At 70.9% G+C, this 17755-nt stretch carries 15 protein-coding genes; 6 read left to right on the plus strand and 9 right to left on the minus strand.

Features of this window, described 5'->3' with window-relative positions:
• Positions 1–70: 70 nt before the first annotated feature.
• The 3 genes from gyrB to ACSQ2D_RS00060 all read right to left on the minus strand — a co-directional run bounded on the left by gyrB (position 71) and on the right by ACSQ2D_RS00060 (position 5926).
• Entirely contained in the window at positions 71–2170 is a 2100-nt protein-coding gene (gyrB, locus tag ACSQ2D_RS00050; protein WP_435983974.1) for a DNA topoisomerase (ATP-hydrolyzing) subunit B, read from the minus strand.
• 556 nt (positions 2171–2726) lie between these two features.
• Entirely contained in the window at positions 2727–4148 is a 1422-nt protein-coding gene (locus tag ACSQ2D_RS00055) for a M4 family metallopeptidase (RefSeq protein ID WP_435983975.1), read from the minus strand.
• A gap of 251 nt (positions 4149–4399) precedes the next feature.
• A complete protein-coding gene (locus tag ACSQ2D_RS00060; protein ID WP_435983976.1) occupies positions 4400–5926 on the minus strand; it encodes a protealysin inhibitor emfourin in 1527 nt (508 codons plus the stop codon).
• A 60-nt stretch (positions 5927–5986) separates the two neighbouring features.
• Here ACSQ2D_RS00060 and ACSQ2D_RS00065 point away from each other — a divergent pair, with 60 nt between their 5' ends.
• Positions 5987–6520, plus strand: a complete 534-nt coding sequence (locus tag ACSQ2D_RS00065; protein ID WP_435983977.1) for a hypothetical protein — start codon at positions 5987–5989, stop codon at positions 6518–6520.
• Between the two features lie 56 nt (positions 6521–6576).
• On the opposite strand, the gene ACSQ2D_RS00070 is transcribed toward ACSQ2D_RS00065, so the two are convergent.
• From ACSQ2D_RS00070 to ACSQ2D_RS00090, 5 genes are all read right to left on the minus strand, one after another.
• Entirely contained in the window at positions 6577–7161 is a 585-nt protein-coding gene (locus ACSQ2D_RS00070; protein ID WP_435983978.1) for a DUF721 domain-containing protein, read from the minus strand.
• Entirely contained in the window at positions 7154–8464 is a 1311-nt protein-coding gene (gene recF / locus ACSQ2D_RS00075; RefSeq protein ID WP_435983979.1) for a DNA replication/repair protein RecF, read from the minus strand. Before recF ends, ACSQ2D_RS00070 begins: the two co-directional genes overlap by 8 nt.
• A gap of 19 nt (positions 8465–8483) precedes the next feature.
• The gene (gnd, locus tag ACSQ2D_RS00080; protein ID WP_435983980.1) at positions 8484–9629 is read right to left on the minus strand and encodes a phosphogluconate dehydrogenase (NAD(+)-dependent, decarboxylating); all 1146 of its coding nucleotides are present in this window, start codon (positions 9627–9629) and stop codon (positions 8484–8486) included.
• 136 nt (positions 9630–9765) lie between these two features.
• Positions 9766–10893 (minus strand): DNA polymerase III subunit beta, encoded by a 1128-nt coding sequence (dnaN, locus tag ACSQ2D_RS00085; RefSeq protein ID WP_028785240.1) that lies wholly within the window; start codon positions 10891–10893, stop codon positions 9766–9768.
• Positions 10894–11552: 659 nt separating this feature from the next.
• On the minus strand, positions 11553–12350 hold the full coding sequence (locus tag ACSQ2D_RS00090; RefSeq protein WP_435983981.1) for a TetR/AcrR family transcriptional regulator: 798 nt from the start codon (positions 12348–12350) through the stop codon (positions 11553–11555).
• 116 nt (positions 12351–12466) lie between these two features.
• On the opposite strand from ACSQ2D_RS00090, the gene ACSQ2D_RS00095 reads away from it, so the two are divergent.
• On the plus strand, positions 12467–13453 hold the full coding sequence (locus tag ACSQ2D_RS00095; RefSeq protein ID WP_435983982.1) for an NAD-dependent epimerase/dehydratase family protein: 987 nt from the start codon (positions 12467–12469) through the stop codon (positions 13451–13453).
• Between the two features lie 78 nt (positions 13454–13531).
• Here ACSQ2D_RS00095 and dnaA read toward each other — a convergent pair whose 3' ends face one another.
• Entirely contained in the window at positions 13532–15187 is a 1656-nt protein-coding gene (dnaA, locus tag ACSQ2D_RS00100) for a chromosomal replication initiator protein DnaA (protein ID WP_435983983.1), read from the minus strand.
• Between the two features lie 541 nt (positions 15188–15728).
• Between dnaA and rpmH the strand changes: the two genes are divergently transcribed.
• The 4 genes from rpmH (at position 15729) to yidC (ending at position 17684) form a co-directional block, all read left to right on the plus strand.
• Complete coding sequence (gene rpmH, locus ACSQ2D_RS00105; protein ID WP_020141619.1) at positions 15729–15866, plus strand: 50S ribosomal protein L34; 138 nt, start codon at positions 15729–15731, stop codon at positions 15864–15866.
• Positions 15867–15884: 18 nt separating this feature from the next.
• Complete coding sequence (gene rnpA / locus ACSQ2D_RS00110) at positions 15885–16235, plus strand: ribonuclease P protein component (RefSeq protein ID WP_435983984.1); 351 nt, start codon at positions 15885–15887, stop codon at positions 16233–16235.
• Positions 16232–16597: a membrane protein insertion efficiency factor YidD gene (yidD, locus tag ACSQ2D_RS00115; RefSeq protein ID WP_435983985.1), complete on the plus strand. Its 366-nt coding sequence runs from the start codon at positions 16232–16234 to the stop codon at positions 16595–16597. Before rnpA ends, yidD begins: the two co-directional genes overlap by 4 nt.
• Positions 16598–16691: 94 nt before the next feature.
• The gene (gene yidC, locus ACSQ2D_RS00120; protein ID WP_435983986.1) at positions 16692–17684 is read left to right on the plus strand and encodes a membrane protein insertase YidC; all 993 of its coding nucleotides are present in this window, start codon (positions 16692–16694) and stop codon (positions 17682–17684) included.
• Positions 17685–17755 lie beyond the last annotated feature (71 nt).

Below are 17755 nucleotides of genomic sequence, written 5' to 3' on the forward strand. Positions count from 1 at the left end.
CGTCTCGCCCGTTTCACGTGGAACGTCACGTCCCAGCGGGGCGGGCCTGCCGGCATACGCCCTCGGTCGGCTAGATGTCGAGGAACTTCACGTCGCGGGCGTTCTTCTGGATGAAGGAACGACGGGACTCGACGTCCTCACCCATGAGGACGGCGAAGACCTCGTCGGCCTTGGCGGCGTCGTCGAGCGTGACCTGGAGCAGCGTGCGGGTGCTCTGGTCCATCGTCGTCTCGCCGAGCTCCTGGTAGTTCATCTCGCCGAGGCCCTTGTAGCGCTGGATCGGGTTGTCCTTCGGCAGGCGCCAGCCCTTGCCCTCGCCGAGCAGGCGCAGGCCGTCCCGCTCGCGGTCGCTGTAGGCGAACTGGTGCTCGGCGTTGCTCCACCGCAGGCGGAAGAGCGGCGGCTGGGCGAGGTAGACGTAGCCGGCCTCGATGAGCGGGCGCATGAAGCGGAAGAGCAGCGTCAGCAGGAGCGTGCGGATGTGCATGCCGTCGACGTCGGCATCGGCCATGAGCACGATCTTGTGGTAGCGCGCCTTCTCGATGTCGAAGTCCTCGCCGATGCCGGTGCCGAAGGCGGAGATGAGCGCCTGGACCTCGTTGTTGGCGAGGATCTTGTCGATGCGCGCCTTCTCGACGTTGAGGATCTTGCCGCGGATCGGCAGGATCCCCTGGGTGTGCGGGTCGCGGGCCTGGGTGGCCGAGCCGCCGGCGCTGTCGCCCTCGACGATGAAGACCTCGGAGATGCTCGGGTCCTTGCTCTGGCAGTCCTTGAGCTTGCCCGGCAGGCCGCCCGACTCGAGCAGGCCCTTGCGGCGGGTCGCCTCACGGGCCTTGCGGGCCGCCATGCGCGCGGCCGCGGCCTGCACCGACTTGCGGACGATGTCCTTGCCCTCGGAGGGGTGCGCCTCGAGCCAGTGGCCGAACTCGTCGGTCATGGCGCGCTGGACGAAGCCCTTGACCTCGGAGTTGCCGAGCTTGGTCTTGGTCTGGCCCTCGAACTGCGGCTCGGCGAGCTTGACCGAGATGACGGCCGTCAGGCCCTCGCGCACGTCGTCGCCGGTGAGGTTCTCGTCCTTCTCCTTGAGGAGGTTCTGGCGGCGCGCGAAGTCGTTGACGAGCTTGGTCATCGCCGCACGGAAGCCTTCCTCGTGGGTGCCGCCCTCGTGGGTGTTGATCGCGTTGGCGTAGGTGTGCACCGACTCGCTGTAGGCGTTGGTCCACTGCATCGCGAGCTCGAGGCTCAGCGACCGGGCCTCGTCCTCGACCTCGATCGAGATGACCTCGGGGTGGACCGGCTCGCTGCGCTTGCTGCCGTTGATGTGGTTGACGTAGTCGACGAGGCCGTTGTCGTAGCGGTAGCTGACCCGCTTGGCCGTGAGCGTCTTCTTCTCGCCGGAGCCGGAGTCGGCGCCCGCGTCGTGGGGCTCGTCGTCCTCGGTCGACTCCTCGACGACCTCGAGGTCCTCGTCGAGGTCGTCGAGGTCGACGTCGCGCTCGCCCGCAGGCTGCTCGATGCGCTCGTCGACGAGGTTGATCGTCAGGCCCTTGTTGAGGAAGGCCATCTGCTGCATCCGGGCCCGGATGGTCTCGAAGTCGTAGTCGACGGTCTCGAAGATGTCGGCGTTGGCCCAGAAGGTGATCGTCGTGCCGGTCTCGTCGGTGGCCTCCTGCTTCTCCAGGGGCCCGTCAGGCACGCCGTCGGTGAAGCTCATCCGGAAGACGTGGCCCTTCTGGCGGACCGCGGCCTTGAGCCGGGTCGAGAGGGCGTTGACGACGGAGCTGCCGACGCCGTGCAGGCCGCCGGAGACCTTGTAGCCGCCGCCACCGAACTTGCCGCCGGCGTGCAGCTGGGTGAGGACGAGCTCGACGGCGCTGATCTTCTCGACCGGGTGGATGTCGGTCGGGATGCCGCGGCCGTTGTCCTTGACGCGGACGCCGCCGTCGGCGAGGAGCGTGACGTCGATGGTGTCGGCGTAGCCGGCGAGCGACTCGTCCACGGCGTTGTCGACGATCTCGTAGACGAGGTGGTGCAGACCGCGGGGACCGGTCGACCCGATGTACATGCCGGGCCGCTTGCGCACGGCCTCGAGACCCTCGAGGACGGTGATCGCGCTCGCGTCGTAGTCGACGCCGTTGGGCCGGACGTCGGCCGGGACCGCGGGTGCCACGGGTGCCGCAGGAGGCGTGGTGTCGGAAGTCGCTGTGTCGGGTGCTGCCACGGAGTCGGATCCGGTGGAACTGGGGGTGGTGCTGGTGGTGATCGGCTCGTCAGCGTCGGACACGGCTCTCCTCGGTGGTCAGACCTCATGCGGGCGGCTCGACGTGGACGTCGAGCCGCAACCTCATCAGTCTAACGGTCCGGCGCCGGAAACCGTGCCCTCAGACGCGCGAAACGGCCACTTTCCGGCCCGAGAACCCGTGGATCCGAGGGGAGGATCACGCCCGGGGGCTCCAGCGCCCCTCAGGCACCCTCACCCGCCGCATCGCCGTCGGGCGCCTCGCGGCTGCCGCCGCCACCCATTCTCCTCCGTCCGGCGCGCGCTGACACCCGTCGTCCACAGGTCGTCCCGGCCTCGCCGGAACCTCGCCGGAACCTCGCCGGAACCTCGCCGGAACCTCGCACGAACCGCGCAAGAGGCCCGTGACGCGCGTATGCCGGGAGGCCGGGTCCCAGCGGAACCCGACCTCCCGGCATACGGCCTCGGTGGGGTGGACCCCCGGCGATCAGAGGATGCCGCGAGCCTGGAAGGCCGCGCGGACGGTGGCGGCGTCGGTCGAGCCGTAGAGGGCCGTCGCGGCGTCGACGGTCTTCTGCGCTGCCGCGGCCCACGTCGTCGACGGGGCGTAGGAGAACTGGGCCTCGAGGATGATCCGGGTCGCCTTGTCGCGGCCGAGGGCCTTGTTGACGTCCCAGAGCGCGTGGCTCCAGATCTCGCCGTCGTCGTGCACCTCGCCCGTGCGGTTGGCCACGGTCTTGGTCGTGTCGAGCCGACGGATGCAGTGCGGGGTCGTCGACGTGTAGGACGTCGAGTCCCAGTCCATGACGCAGGCCCACGGGGTCGTCGCCGTGTCGGCCGAGTTGGCCTGCGACATCGTCGCCGCGAGGTAGTCACCGAAGCCCTCGCCGATGGCGCCGGCGTCCGAGCTGCTGCCGAAGCCGGGCACCTGGTCGTCCTGGACCGCGTGGCCGTACTCGTGCCACACGACCTCCTGGTCCTCACCGTCGTCGACGCCGCCCGTGCCGATGGTGATGGTGTCCTGGCTCGGGGTGTACCAGGAGTTGTCCTGCGTCGTCGTGTTGACGCTGAGGTCCTGGGCCTCGTGGTTGACGTCGGCGAAGCCGAGCGACTGGATGTAGGTCTGCACCCGGTCGACCGCGTAGTAGCTGTTGACCTGCTCGAAGCGCGTGTCGCTGCGCGTGTAGGGGAAGGACAGCGTCGACGAGAAGGCGGCGGCGTTCTTGCCCTTCTTGCTGTTCGTGACGGTGGCCCAGCTGCCCTTGAGGTAGCCCGAGCCGTCGAGGTTGGCGAGCGTCACCGTCTTGTAGGCCGACGCCGGGACGGCCGAGTCGGCGTTGTTCGCGTCCTTGAGCGACTCGTTCTGCAGGGCGACGACCGGGTTGGGGTCGAAGACCTTGCCGGAGCCGCTCGCGAGGACGCGCTCGTCGGTGACCTTCGTGACCCGGCCGCTGCGCGCGTCGACGAGCACCTGCTTGTCCCGGTCGGTCGTGACCTGCCAGGCCAGGGTGGCCGGGGCTCCGGCGGCACCGGGCACGACGACGAGCCGGCTGGCGCGGGCGTTGCCGTGGCCCTTCGCGGCGGTCGCTGCGGACGCCCGCGCGACGCCCGGCGAGACCGAGGTGAGGCCGGTGACGGCGCGACGACCGTCGTCGGTCGAGGCGGAGGCACCCGTCGTGTGGACGGCGAACCAGCCGCCGAGCACCGGGACGCCGCGGTAGGTCTGGGCATACCAGCTGTGCGACCCGAGCAGGCTCTGGCGCACCTGGACGAGGGTGAGGTCCGCGGGCACGGAGGCGCCGGCGGCGGCGGGCAGGGGCGCTGCGACGGAGCCGGTGGCCGCCGTCGACAGGAGGGCTGCCACCGCGGCGACGACCGAGGCGGTGGCGATGAGAGGCGTACGACGCATGTCGAACCTTTCGAGGAGTGGGGCCAACGACACAGGCAACCACGCGCGGGAGGTCCGCGTCCGGAAAGGATTCGTAAAGACTTCCCCTCGTTTCGGCAGGGCCGACCCCCGGGTCGGGACGAGCCGGGCACATCGCTCGGATCGTGACCTCCGACAGCGCCCGGCGCAGGGCTCCGCGGCGGCGGCGGCGTCCCCGGGTCGGGCTGGTCCCGGACGGGACGTTCTGCTGCGGGGCGAGGTGTGGCGGTGGCTCAGTCGTGGGCGAGGGTGCGCTCGAAGAGGGAGTGGATCGCCTCGGGCAGGTGCGGCTCCTGGAGCGTCACGTCGCACCCGGCCTCGTCGCAGACGACGGAGTAGATGTAGGCGTCGGGATGGGTGCGCTCGGTCGAGGCGGCGATGCGCTGGAGCGTCGGCGCCTCGAGCAGGTGCTGCCAGTCCTTCGCGTCCCGCTCGGACAGGTCGCCCAGGGCCAGCCGCCGCTCGCGCACCTGGCCGGCGAACCCGCCGGTGCGCCGGAGAAGCACCTGGGCGTCGGCGCCCGGCGCCTGCCCGGGGGTCCCACCCCCGGCCGGTCCCGGCGCGGGGACCGCACCTCCGGCGCCGTCCGCCCCACCGGCCGGCGCACCCGCGTCTGCGGTGAGCACGCCGACCTGCTCCCACGCCGAGCGGACGGCCGTCTGCTCGGCGGACCCCTCGCCGTGAGCGCTCCCCGCGGCGGCCACCGTGAGGCCGGCGAAGGTCGCGAAGTCGCAGTCCGCCTTGATCCCGTCACCCGACACGACGGCGTACCAGATGGCGCCCGGGCCCTCCCACGCGTTGCCACCGATCGCGTCGGCCGCGAGCACGAACGCGCGGTTGGGGATGCCGGAGTTGATGTGGACGCCGCCGTTGTCGTCCTGCGTCTCGACGTAGTGGTCCATGTGGGCCGGCTGCGGGTCCGTGCCGAGCCGTGGGTCGTCGTAGGCCGTGCCGGGGTTGCGCATGTCGCGCAGCGCTCGGCCCTTGACGGAGGCGTTGAGCAGGTCGGCGCCGACGAGCCAGTCGGCCTGCGCCGCGCTCTGCCCGAGGGCCTTCTGCTTGACGAGGACCCCGAAGACGTCGGAGATCGACTCGTTGAGTGCGCCCGACTGGCCCTGGTAGAGCAGGCCGGCGGTGTGCTCGGTGACGCCGTGCGCCAGCTCGTGCCCGATGACGTCGAGGCTCTGGGTGAACCGCTCGAAGACGACGCCGTCCCCGTCGCCGAACACCATCTGCGAGCCGTCCCAGAAGGCGTTGTCGTAGTTGCGGCCGTAGTGGACGGTCGCGAGCAGCGGCATCCCCTTGCCGTCGAGCGAGTCCCGGTCGTAGGCCGTCGACCACAGCTCCCAGGTCGCGCCGAGCCCGTCGTAGGCCTCGTCGACGGCGACGTCGCCGGTCGAGGCCGCGCCCTCGGTGCGCACCGTCGTGCCCGGTGTCGTCTGGGTGCCCTGGGCGTCGGCGATCGTGCGGTGCGGTCCCGTGCCGTGGGCCGTGGGCGCGCCGACGTCCTCGCGACGCGGTGCCCGGCGCGTGGTCGGGCGGGCCGTGGGCGTGCGGCGCGAGGAGCGCAGGTCCTCGTCGTGACGCAGGGCCTCGCGCGCGTGGGCGGCGAGGGCCGGCTCGTCGCTGGCCGCCATGGCCTCGAGCATGTAGGGCGGGACGATCGTGCAGTGCGGCGTCCTGGTCTGCGTCGATGGCTGCGTCGATGGCTGCGTCGATGGCTGCGTCGAAGGCTGCGTCGAAGGCTGCGTCGAGGTCATGACGACAGTCTGCGTCGGAACACCGACACCCGCCCTCCGAGCCGTCCTACAGTTCGCAGCGTGATCAGGATCAACGTCGGGGGCCACGAGTACGACTCGTGGGACGCGCTGCCCGAGGAGGTCCGGGCCCAGCTGCTCGCCGCGGGCATCGACCCGGGACCCGACGGGCGGCTCGACTCCCTCGACCTGTCGCGGGCGAGCCGCACGGGCGGTCCGGTCACGCGGCGCACCGTCGTCACCGGACCGGACGGGGCGCCGCTGCCGCCCGTCGTGTCCCAGGTGCTGACCTCGATCGCCGACGCCCTCGGCTCCGCCCTCCGCGGCGAGCCCGCGGCCGGCGTCCGGACACGGCCGGAGGGGAGCACCCCACCGCCCGTGGCTGCGCCCGTGCCCCCGGACGCCACGACGGACACCGATCGCGAGCCGGCCCGCCACGGCGACCGGCGGCACGACGACCTCGAGACCGGGCCTGACGTCGGGATCGTGGACCCGGCACGGTCCCGCCGGGTGCCGCTCGCGCTGGGGTGGATCATCATCGCCGGCACCGTGCTGCTCGTCGCCACCGTGGTCGTCATCGGACTCTCCGGGGTCTGAGCGCGGCCGACCCTCGACGCCGACCTGCCGAACGGCCGGTCAGCCGGACAGACCGGTCAGCCGTAGGTGTCGCGCGGTCCCCGCGAGTCGGGGGAGCGGCGGGCGCCGCGGTTCCACGACGGCGCGCTCGGACCGACGACCCTGAGCTCGCTGACGGCGCCGGCCCCGATCTCCTCGTCGATCCGGGCGAGCAGCGACGACGCGAGCAGGCGCATCTGCGTGGCCCAGGCCGTCGAGTCGGCGCGCACCGTGAGGATCCCGTCGACGAAGGTGAGCGGCTCGACGTGCCCGGCGATGTCGGGGCCCACGATCTCGGGCCAGCGGCCCATGACCGAGCCGACCGCGACGTCGACCTTCCAGCCACGGTCGAGCAGCAGCCGGTCGAGCTGGTCACCGAGCAGGGCCGGGTCGCGGCCGTCGCGTGCCGAGCCCGACAGCACCGGCGCGTTGCCGATCGGGCGGCGGCGCTTCTTCGGCCGCATCCCGGGGCGCAGCCCCTTCTCGGCCGCGCCCGCCCGCGCCCGCGCCAGCGCGGACGCCGCGGCGTCGGCGATGCGGGTGTCCTCGTCGGTGGGCTCCGGGGCGTCCTCAGAGGCGCTCGCCGCCTCGGTCCCCTCGGCCCCGGGCGTCTCGTCACTCATCGTCGTCCTCCCCACCGGACTCCTCGCCGTCGGCATCGTCCACGACATCGTCCCCGACATCCTCCCCGGCATCCTCCAGGGAGGTCGGGGCGGACCCGGCGGACTGCACCTGACCGAGCACGACGGCATACGTGGTGCCGTTCTCGCGGAGCACGTCGGGCACGTCGGCCCCGACCGCGGCCGTGATGAGCACCTGCTCGCAGTCGGCGACGAGCGCCGCGAGCCGCTCGCGCCGCCCGGAGTCGAGCTCGGCGAAGACGTCGTCGAGCACGAGCACCGGGTCGTCGCCGAGGTCTCGCCGCAGGAGGCGGTATGCCGCGAGCTTGAGTCCCAGGGCAAAGCTCCACGACTCGCCGTGGCTGGCGTAGCCCTTGGCGGGCAGCTCGCCGAGCGAGAGGACGAGGTCGTCACGGTGCGGCCCGACGAGGGAGATGCCGCGCTCGATCTCGCTGGACCGCACGTGCTCGAGGGTCTCGAGCATCCCGGTGCGCAGCTCGTCGATCTCGGGCACCTCCCCCGCCGCGAGCCGCTTGGCGAGGTCCTCGTGGAGCGAGCTCTTGTAGGTGGCGCGGGCGTTCGACGAGGCAGCACTCACCGCGTCGTAGCACTCGGAGAGGTCGGGGACGAGGTCGCGCAGCAGCCGCAGCCGCGCGTAGAGCAGCTGGGCACCGACCGAGGCCAGGTGGTCGTTCCACACGTCGAGCGTGTGCAGGGCCGCCTCGCGGGCCTCGTCGAGCGGCTGCTCGCCGTCGCGCGGCGGGCGGGGCGGTCGCCTGGACCCCTTGCGGAGCACCGGCGCCGCGGACTTGAGCAGGGCGTTGCGCTGCTTGAGGATCTTGTCGTAGTCCGACCGCACGCCCGACCACCGCGGCTGGCGCTGGACGAGCAGCTCATCGAGGAAGCGCCTCCGCTCCGACGGGTCGCCCTTGACGAGGGCGAGGTCCTCGGGCGCGAAGAGCACCGTGCGCACCGTCCCGAGCACGTCGCGCGGTCGCGAGACGGGGGAGCGCCCGAGCCGGGCCCGGTTGGCGCGCCCCGGCGTGATCTCGAGCTCGACCATCGTCTCGCGGTCGTCGCGGACGATGGCCCCACGCACGATCGCCTGCGCCGCGCCGAACCGCACGAGCGGCTGGTCGGTCGCGACCCGGTGCGACCCGAGCGTGGCGAGGTAGCCGACCGCCTCGACGAGGTTCGTCTTGCCCTGACCGTTGAGGCCCACGAGCGTGGTGACGCCCGGCGTCAGCGCGAGCTCGGCGCTCGGGTAGCTGCGGAAGTCCTTGAGGGTCAGGTGACGGACGTGCAAGGAGGGTGCGGCGCTCTGCTCAGGCCTTCTTGGCGGTCTTCTTCGCCGCGCGCTTCTGGCCGCGCGCGGAGTCGGCCATGTCGGTGGCCTGCGTGGACGACGCCCGTCCCGAGGAGGCCGCCTTCTTCGCGGCACCGACGTTGGCCTTGGACGCCGTCGACGCCGCCTTGGCGCTGGCCTTCTTCGCCGATCCGCGCTTGGCGGCCTGCTTCGTGGGTGACTCCTTGCGGGCGGACCGCTTGGCCGTCGCCGGCACGTCGCCCTGGCGCAGCTTCTCGCCCTCGGCGATCGTCATGACCTGGTGCCCGCCGAACTGGCCGCGCAGCGCCGCGACGGCCTGCATCGTGGGCGAGCTCGACTGGCGCGAGGCGAACCGCGCGAAGAGCGAGGCCGAGATGACCGGCATCGGCACCGAGAGGGCGATGGCCTCCTCGACGGTCCAGCGACCCTCGCCGGAGTCGTTGGTGTAGTCGGACACGTCGTCGAGGTGCGGGTTCTCCTCGAGCGCGTCGACCATGAGGTCGAGCAGCCAGGACCGCACGACGGTGCCGCGGCTCCACGCCTTGAAGGCGCCGGGGACGTCGGTGACGATGTCCTTCTTCTCGAGCAGCTCGTAGCCCTCGGCGTACGCGGCCATGAGGCCGTACTCGATGCCGTTGTGGACCATCTTCGTGTAGTGCCCGGCGCCGACCTTGCCGGCGTGGACGAAGCCCTCCTCGCGCGGACCCTCGGGCCGGAGCGCGTCGAAGATCGGCATCGCCTTGGTGACCCACTTCTTGTCACCGCCGCACATGAGGCCGTAGCCGTTCTCGAGGCCCCAGATGCCGCCGCTCACGCCGCAGTCGACGTAGCCGATCTTCTTCTCGCCGAGCAGCTTGGCGTTCTCGAAGTCGTCGGTGAAGCGGGAGTTGCCGCCGTCGATGACGAGGTCGCCCGGCTCGAGCAGGTCGGCGAGCTTGGCCACGGTCTCACGGGTCGGGTCGCCGGCCGGCACCATGACCCACACGACGCGGGGGGCGTCCAGGGCCTTGACGAGGGCGGGCAGGGTGCGCACGTCGGCGACGTCGGGGTTGCGGTCGAAGCCGACCACCTCGTGACCCGCGCGACGCAACCGCTCGCGCATGTTGCCGCCCATCTTGCCGAGACCGATGAGACCGAGCTGCATGTCGCGAGCCTTTCTGCGGGGGAGTCTGCGTGAAGCGTGCGGGGCGGATCAGGTGGCGCGGTTCGAGGCTACGCCAGCCCGGCGGCATACGGCACCGGGTCCCGGGAGGCGCGTGAGCTCGGTGCGGGGAGGGTCGTCAGCTGGCGAAGCGGACCGGCATGAGGACGTAGCGGTAGCTCGTGTCGGGCTCGGAGTCGGCCTCGGCCTGGCCGGTCAGGACGGCCGGGCGGCTCGGCTGGGTGAAGGACAGCCTGCTCCACGCGGTGCCGACGGCGTGCAGGCCGTCGAGGAGGAACTGGGGGTTGAAGGCGATCTGGATCTCGGGCCCGTTGAGCGTCGCCTCGACGGCCTCGGAGGCCTGCGCGTCGTCGCCGGTGCCGGCCTCGATGGCGACCTGGCCGTCGGTGAACTTCAGCAGCACCGGGGTGTTGCGCTCGGCGACGAGTGCGACGCGCTTGACCGCCTCCTCGAGCGCGGCGGTCTCGACGACCGCCTCGGTGTCGACGGAGGTCGGGAAGATCGAGGTGACCTTGGGGTACTCACCGTCGAGCAGGCGCGTCGTCGCGCGACGCTGGCCGGCCTCGAAGCCGATGAGGCCGTCGCCGCCCTGGCCGAGCGCGAGCTCGACCGAGCCGGACGCCCCGAGGGCGCGCGCCGTGTCGGAGAGCTGACGGGCCGGGATGAGCGCCACGTGGCTCGCGTCGGTGGCCGACGGGCTCCAGGAGAGCTCGCGCATCGCGAGGCGGTAGCGGTCGGTCGCGAGGAGCGTCACCTTGTCGCCGTCGATCTCCATGCGCACACCGGTGAGGATCGGCAGGGTGTCGCCCTTGTCGGCGGCGATCGAGACCTGGGCGACCGCCTGGGTGAAGACGTCACCGGCGATGGTGCCGCTCGTCTCGGGCGAGAGCGGCAGCGTGGGGTAGTCGGCCACGGGCATCTCGCGGAGCGCGAAGCGCGACGAGCCACAGGCGACGTTGACCTTGCTCCCGTCGGTGCTCACGTCGATCGGCTTGTTGGGCAGGTTGCGCGAGATGTCGGCGAGCAGGCGCCCGAGGACGAGGACCTGGCCGGCCTCGGCGACGTCGGCCGGCACGGTGATGCGCGCGGACACCTCGTAGTCGAAGGCGGACAGCGTCAGCGTGCCGTCCTCGTTCGCGTCGACGAGCACGCCCGCGAGCACCGGAACCGGCGGGCGCGCCGGGAGCCCACGGGCCACCCAGGTCACGGCCTCGGCCAGGACGTCTCGCTCAACCCGAAACTTCACGGTGCACTCACTTCGACAGGGAACGACATTGGGGCTCAGACACTAGTGCCTGCCGGTGACTGGCACCACAGACACTCCCCGAATCGGCTACGTGGCGAAATCACGTGATTCCCCGTCAGGTCCTTCGACCCTCAGAGGCCGGGCCGGGGCGCGAGGACAGACCCTCGTTGTCGGGGCTCCCCTCTATGACTGGGATCTCGTCATAGTCATAGGTGCTGTGGATGCTGTGGACAACCCGCGTCGGTGCTGGTCAGCCCGTCGATGGGGGTGTGCACGGCGTGTGGGGCCAGGTCGGACGCGGCGGCTCCGCCCTGTGGACGGATTTCGCCCGTGCACATCGTCCTCACAGGTGGCCCGGGGGTTGTCCGCAGCTTTGCGGCCGTCGTCCACACGTTTCCACAGAGGCGTGTGGAAGACCGGTCTGCATATGTCCGATTTGAATGGATTGCTGACTAGTCACCTGTGCACGGCGACGGCCCTTGCTTCCACAGAGTTGTCCACAGGCGGTGGACAACTCTGGCATTCCCCCATCCCGTCGCGTCTGTGCGCCCCGGGTCACGGGGAGGTCACGCTGTGCACACAGGTGTGGACAAACCTGTGGACAGATGTGGACGCATGCCGTGTGCCCGGCGAGGTGCGGCCGTCCCCGAACGAGGCGACTAGTCACCAACGGGCGCGATGACGCAGCGACGGGAGACGGCGAGGAGGGACTCGAAGAGGGCCTGACCGTCCGGAACTGGCCCGAGCTGGGCGAAGATCTCGCTCGTCACGGCGCCGAGCAGGAGCGTCCAGGCCGCCAGTCCCTGAGCCAGGGTGACGGCGTCGAGCCCGGTCGCCTCGAACATCGGCGAATCGAGCATGTCCCCGACGCCGGCCTCGGCGCGCGGCCGCTCGAGGCCGAGACGGTCCGGGTCGGCGAGCCGCCCGGCGAGCCGGACGTCCTCGAGCAGGGCGACGAGGAGCACGAGGACGGCGGTGCCCGGCTCCTGGGTGCGCTCGGCGGGAGCCTCGTAGTCCGGGACCGGGGAGCCGTAGATGAGGGCGAAGTCATGGGGTCGGTCGACCGCCCACGCCCGCAGGGCACCTCCGATGGCGTCCCACCGTGCCTCGAGGTCGTCACCGGGGACGGCGTCGTGGGCGCTGCGGACGGCCGTGGCGAGCGACCAGTACGAGTCGACGATGAGGCGGGTGAGCAGCTCGTCGCGGCTCTCGACGTAGCGGTAGATCCCGGACGACACCATGCCGAGGTCGCGGGCGACCGCGCGCAGGCTGAGGGCGGCTGCGCCGTCGGTCGCCAGGTGCTCGCGGGCGACCCGCAGGATGTCGGCCTCGACGGCGAGGCGGTTGCGGGCGCGCTTGCCCAGCGGCGCGGCAGGGGCGTCAGGACGAGTCTCGGCAGGAGTCTCGGCAGGAGCGTGGCCATGAGGGCCGGTGGGCATGACGTCGAGCGGGTCCATGGGCCGAGCCTGCCACAGGTCGGGAGAAAATGTGAGCAGTGCTCTTGCTTTTGTGGTCTCGCGGTGTCACGATTGAAATGTGAGCGGTGCTCACACCTTGACCGAAGGAGCAGACCATGACCCACCACCTCGTCCTCGGCGCCGGAGGCGTCGGCCGCTCGACGACCGCCGCCCTCGTGGAGGTCGGCCACACGGTGACGCTCGCGTCACGCTCGGGCCGGGTCAGCGAGCGGCCGTGGCACGACTCCCACCCCGACGCCGTCGAGGTCGTGGCCGTCGACGCCGGCGACGCAGCCGCCCTGACCGCCCTGGCGCGTGGCGCCGCGAGCATCGTCAACGCCGTCAACCCGCCGAGCTACATGTCGTGGGACACCGACTGGCCACCCGTCGCGGCCGCCACGCTCGCCGCCGCCGAGTCCTCCGGCGCCGGACTCGTCATCATCGGCAACCTCTACGGCTACGGCGAGGTCGAGGCACCCATGCACGAGGACGACCCGATGCGCCCGACCGGACACAAGGGTCGGATCCGCGCCGACATGTGGACCGAGGCCCTGGTCCGCCACGAGGCCGGTCGCCTGCGCGTCACCGAGCTGCGCTCGAGCGACTACTTCGGTCCGGGCACGACGCCACGCACGAGCTACCTGAACGACGTCGTCATCGACGCGCTGCTCGCGGGCCGACCGCCCGTCGTGCCCGCCGGCCGCGCCGACGCGCCGCACTCCTGGACCTACGTCCCCGACGTCGGCCGCCTCGCAGCCCGGGTCGCCTCCGGTGACGACGGCTGGGGTCGCGCCTGGCACGTCCCCACCGCTCCCGCCCGCACCTTCGACGAGGCCGCCGCCGACGTCGCGCGCCTCGCCGGCGTGACACACCGCCGGGTACGCGTGCTGCCCCGGCCGCTCGGCACCGCGGCCGGTCTCGTCGTCCCCTTCATGCGCGAGCTGCGCGAGACCCGGCACCAGTTCGAGCGGCCCTTCGTGCTCGACTCGGACCTCACCCAGCGCACCTTCGACCTCGCCCCGACCCCCTGGGACGAGGCGCTGGCGACGACGATCGCCGCACGGCGGTCTGCGAAGACTGCCCCCGCGGGAGCCGCGGCCTGACGCGGACGCGGCCCGACGGCATACGCCATCGGGCCGCGTCAGCGGGCGTCAGTGGGCGTCAGTGGGGCTGGGTGGAGCTCAGTGCGACTGCTGGCGGATCCGGTTGGTCAGCTCGGTGACCTGGTTGTAGATGGCGCGGCGCTCACCCATGAGCTCACGGATCTTGCGGTCGGCGTGCATGACCGTCGTGTGGTCACGGCCGCCGAAGTGCTGCCCGATCTTCGGCAGGCTCAGGTCGGTCATCTCGCGGCAGAGGTACATCGCGATCTGACGGGCCGTCACGAGCTGGCGCGAGCGGCTCGAACCGCAGAGGTCCTCGAGCGTCACCGCGTAGTAGGCCGCGGTCACCGCCATGATCGTCGCCGCCGTCACCTGGTTGGGCGTCTCGTTGGGCAGCACGTCCTTGAGCACGATGACCGCGAGCGGCAGGTCGACCGCCTGGCGGTTGAGGTTGCTGAAGGCCGTGACGCGGATGAGGGCGCCCTCGAGCTCGCGGATGTTCGTGCTGAAGTTCGTCGCGATGTACTCGAGGACGTCGTCCGGGACCTTCATCCGGTCCTGGATCGCCTTCTTGCGCAGGATCGCGATGCGGGTCTCGAGGTCGGGCGGCTGGACGTCGGTCAGCAGCCCCGACTCGAAGCGCGTGCGCATCCGGTCCTCGAAGCCCGACAGCTCACGCGGCGGCAGGTCACTGGTGATGACGATCTGCTTGTTCGCGTTGTGCAGCGTGTTGAAGGTGTGGAAGAACTCCTCCTGCGTCTGCAGCTTGCCCTGGAGGAACTGGATGTCGTCGATGAGCAGCACGTCGACACTGCGGTAGCGGTTCTGGAACGCGCTCGCCTTGTCGTCACGGATGCTGTTGATGAAGTCGTTGGTGAACTCCTCGGAGTTCACGTAGCGCACGCGGACGTTGGGGAACATCGTGCGGGCGTAGTGCCCGATCGCGTGGAGCAGGTGGGTCTTGCCCAGCCCGGACTCGCCGTAGACGAAGAGCGGGTTGTACGCCTTGGCCGGGGCCTCGGCGACCGCGACGGCCGCCGCGTGGGCGAAGCGGTTGCTCGCGCCGATGACGAAGGTGTCGAAGGTGTACTTCGGGTTGAGCCGGGTGTCGCCGGGCGAGCTGGGCTCGGGGCGCTGCTGCAGGCGCAGCGGCCCGCTCTCGCCACCGCTCAGCGGGTCGGGACCGAGCTCCATCCGCGTCTGCACGTCGTATGCCGGCTGGCGCGGCTCGTCGAGGTCGGCGCCGTTGAGCGCGGGCGCGCTCTCGGCGAGGTCGCGCAGCGGGTTGGCCGTCTGCCCGTAGCCGCCACCGTTGTGGTGGCCACCGATGACGCCGGAGCCGTTGCCGGCGGCCGACGTGCCGCCGCCAGGACCGGCACCCTGACCGCCCGCCTGACCGCCGGTCTGGCCGCGCGAGCCGTCGTGGACCTGACCGCTCGGCTCGTCGGTGATGACGCCGAGATCGGGCTCGAGGCTCTCGTCGACGGACACGGCGAGCTGCACCGGGTGGCCGAGCTGGCTGGCGAGGGCCTCGTGGATCTGCTCACGGACCCGCTGCTCGAGGAAGTCCTTGGTGAACGTGTTGGGCGCGCGCACGAGCGCCGTCTGGTCGAGCACGCCGACGAGGCGGCACAGCCGGACGAAGGCGCGCTCCTGGTTCGACAGGCCCACCGAGTCGAGGGTGCCGAGCGTCTGCTGCCAGATCTGCGCGTAATCGACGCCTGTCTCGGCCACCTGATCCCACCTGCCCCTGAGTCAATTCCGTTGCACCTGTTGCGTTCCCGGCTCGGTTCGGCGCGAGCGCGGGGCTCGAGCCTGCCGGGTCGGACCTACGGGGTCCGTCCGTGTCCTGGTGAACGATGCCCTGTTGTCCACACGTTTGTCCACAGCCTGTGCATGGGGTGGCGAGGATCGTGAGAGTCGAAAACCTACAGCCGCAGGCTCGCTGGTGACAATCGAGTCCACCACAGATCTTCGGCTTCACGGCGTGTCGCCTTGCAATCGCCGCGGGACCTTCGAGGATCGTGGGTTTTGGCGTCCTCGCCCGCGCGGCTCCGTCGGTTTGACCCTCTCTCGGCGGCTCCCGTATCGTTGACCGAGCGTGTCTGCGACCTCTTTCGCATGCCCATGGCCCCGAGCCCGGCCCAGCCGGACCATCTCGGCCCTCCACGGGCTTGCCGATTGCGGTCGCAACGGCCACCACTAGCCCCACAACGGGAGCCGGGCTGGCGTCGTCATGACGTCGGACGGGCCCCTGCAACCTACGGAGAACCTCGTGAGCAAGCGCACCTTCCAGCCGAACAACCGTCGCCGCGCCAAGACGCACGGCTTCCGCCTGCGCATGCGCACCCGCGCCGGCCGCGCCATCCTCGCCCGCCGCCGCAGCAAGGGCCGCGCCGAGCTCTCGGCCTGAGCAGCCGGAGGCCGCGGCGTGCTGCCGGCACGTCACCGACTGCGTGAGCGGACGGACTTCACGACGGCAGTACGCGGGCCCGGCGCCAGCAGAGCAGGCGGGCGACTCATCGTCGTGCATGCCAACCGGACCGATGCGCGTGCGGAACTTCCGCCGCGCGTCGGTTTTGTTGTGTCCAAGGCGGTCGGCAACGCCGTCGTGCGCAACCGGACCAAGCGCCGGCTGCGCGCCAGCGTCGCGACCCGGCTGACCGGCATACCTGCTGGTCTCGACCTCGTCGTGCGGGCCAACCCTGCCGCGGCCGACGCGACCTGGGACGAGCTCGACCTCGCGGTCGGACGCCAGCTCGAGAAGGCGTGCCGGTCATGAGCGCTCGCCTCAACCACGTGCTCGCAGCACCTCTGGTGATCGCGGTCAAGCTCTACCAGCGCTTCATCTCCCCCCTCTCGGGCCCCAGCTGCCGCTTCTACCCGAGCTGTTCGGCGTATGCCGTCACCGCGCTCACCCGGTTCGGCCCGGTTCGTGGTGGTTGGCTCGCGATCCGCCGGCTCGGCCGCTGCAACCCGTGGAACCCGGGCGGGGTCGACCCCGTTCCGATGACGTGGGCCACGCGCAACGACGTGCGGCCCGAGGACTTCCGCCCGGCTGGACCTGCCGATGGACCTGCCGAGGACGAGCACGACCACCAGCACGACGCGCACGCAGTCCCGCACCGGGAACCCACGACCTGACCAACCGGCATATGGTTGCCGATCAGTGGTGAGTGGCCCAGACACCTCGAGCCCGAGCTGAACCGGCCGACCCACCAGACCACAGAGGAAACACGTGATCGACTTCTTCAACACCCTGCTCTATCCGATCAAGCTCGGTGAAGCCTGGGTCATGTACGGCTGGCACTGGCTCTTCGACAAGATCGGCCTGAACGGCGACCTGGCCGGCTGGGCCTGGGCCATGTCGATCGTCGGCCTCACCGTCGTCGTCCGGATCCTGCTCATCCCGCTCTTCGTGCGGCAGATCCACTCCTCGCGGCGGATGCAGCTCATCCAGCCCGAGATGCAGAAGATCCAGAAGAAGTACAAGGGCAAGCGCGACCCGGAGTCCCAGAAGGCGCAGCAGGCGGAGATCATGGATCTCTACCGCCGCACCGGGACCAACCCGTTCAGCAGCTGTCTGCCGATCCTCATCCAGAGCCCCTTCTTCTTCGCGCTCTTCCAGCTGCTCAACAACCTCAAGGCCCAGGCCGAGGGCGTGCCCGGTCACGACGCGATCGGCCCGATCACCCGCGAGGTGGCGGCCCAGATCGAGAGCTCGACGATCTTCGGAGCCAAGCTGTCGGACTCGTTCCTGACGCCCGGCGCCAGCCTCAACGTCAAGATCCTCACGGCCGTCCTCATCATCCTCATGTCGGCCACCACCTTCACGACCCAGTACCAGCTGATGCGCAAGAACATGCCTGCAGCTGCCTTGGACAACCCGTTCGCCAAGCAGCAGAAGGTGCTGCTCTACCTGATGCCGATCTTCTTCGCGATCTCCGGCATCAACTTCCCCATCGGTGTCCTGATGTACTGGCTCACGACGAACCTGTGGACCATGGGCCAGCAGTTCTACGTCATCCGCAACATGCCGGCTCCCGGCTCCGAGGCCGAGCGCGCTCGCCGCGAGCGGATGAAGCGCAAGGGCAAGGACATGCAGGAGCTGACCGTGCCGGGCCTCGAGTCGACCGAGACGGTCCCCGACGACGCGCCCAAGTCCGGCCAGCGCCAGCAGCCCAAGGGCAAGAAGCGCACCCGAACGCAGCCGACCAAGAACCGCCGCTGAGCTTCATCCACACACTTGTCCACACTGCCTTGGGGCCTCTGACCTGCGGAAACGTGAGTTGTCCACAGATC

The organism is Terrabacter sp. LjRoot27 (assembly GCF_964254175.1).
GTDB lineage: Bacteria > Actinomycetota > Actinomycetes > Actinomycetales > Dermatophilaceae > Terrabacter.

What these genes read in the sequence shown, in the direction of transcription:
- ACSQ2D_RS00095 (WP_435983982.1), top strand. Translation starts at nt 12,467, where the DNA reads ATGACCCACCACCTCGTCCTCGGCGCCGGAGGCGTCGGCCGCTCGACG.
- ACSQ2D_RS00070 (WP_435983978.1), bottom strand. Translation starts at nt 7,161, where the DNA reads ATGAGTGACGAGACGCCCGGGGCCGAGGGGACCGAGGCGGCGAGCGCC.
- gnd (WP_435983980.1), bottom strand. Translation starts at nt 9,629, where the DNA reads ATGCAGCTCGGTCTCATCGGTCTCGGCAAGATGGGCGGCAACATGCGC.
- ACSQ2D_RS00090 (WP_435983981.1), bottom strand. Translation starts at nt 12,350, where the DNA reads ATGGACCCGCTCGACGTCATGCCCACCGGCCCTCATGGCCACGCTCCT.
- ACSQ2D_RS00055 (WP_435983975.1), bottom strand. Translation starts at nt 4,148, where the DNA reads ATGCGTCGTACGCCTCTCATCGCCACCGCCTCGGTCGTCGCCGCGGTG.
- yidD (WP_435983985.1), top strand. Translation starts at nt 16,232, where the DNA reads ATGAGCGCTCGCCTCAACCACGTGCTCGCAGCACCTCTGGTGATCGCG.
- ACSQ2D_RS00060 (WP_435983976.1), bottom strand. Translation starts at nt 5,926, where the DNA reads ATGACCTCGACGCAGCCTTCGACGCAGCCTTCGACGCAGCCATCGACG.